Genomic DNA, 640 nt, shown 5'->3' with positions numbered 1-640 from the left:
GGGCCTGGTGAACGAGACCCTGGCCGCCATGTCGGTCCCCGGCGCGCCGTTCCAGTTGCTCTACAACGAGCTGGGCGTGGTCATCGGCACCACCTCGATGATGCTGCCGTACACCGTGCTGCTGCTGTACGGCGTGATGCGCGGCGTGGACCGGCGCCTGCTGGCGGCCGCGTCCAGCATGGGAGCGGGCAAGGTGACCATCTTCCGCCGCATCTACCTGCCGCTGGTCGCTCCGGGTCTGGCCAGTGCCGGACTGCTCAGCTTCATCCTCTCGCTGGGCTATTACATCACCCCCGCCCTGATGGGCGGACCCGACCAGACGATGATCGCCACCCTCATCAACCAGCAGGTCACCAAGGAGAACCAGTGGAACGGGGCGGCCGCCCAGGGAGTCATCCTGCTGGTCCTCACCCTCGCCGGACTGCTGCTGGTCAAGGCCGTGACCTCGCTCGGCGCCAGCCGTAAGAAGAGGAACGCCACATGATGGAACTGCGCAAGTCCCTCACCGGGCGCATCGCCCTCACGGCCGTGTCCACCGTGATCCTGCTGTTCCTGGCGCTGCCGATCGTCGTCATCCTCGTCACCTCCTTCAGCAACAACGCCTTCGCCTCCTTCCCCCCGGACGCGTGGACGCTGAACT

Annotated in this window: 1 protein-coding gene; it reads left to right on the top strand. The window is 66.6% G+C overall.

From position 1 onward, the window contains the following. A partial coding sequence (locus tag STSP_RS00045) for an ABC transporter permease (RefSeq protein WP_157902756.1) occupies positions 1-484 on the top strand: 484 nt, incomplete at its 5' end. Positions 485-640: the final 156 nt, after the last annotated feature.

This window comes from Streptomyces jeddahensis (assembly GCF_001642995.1).
In the GTDB taxonomy this organism is placed as follows: Bacteria; Actinomycetota; Actinomycetes; order Streptomycetales; family Streptomycetaceae; genus Streptomyces; species Streptomyces jeddahensis.
Note: the sequence above shows the minus strand (reverse complement) of the source record. Positions and strands in the feature narration are given on the sequence as shown.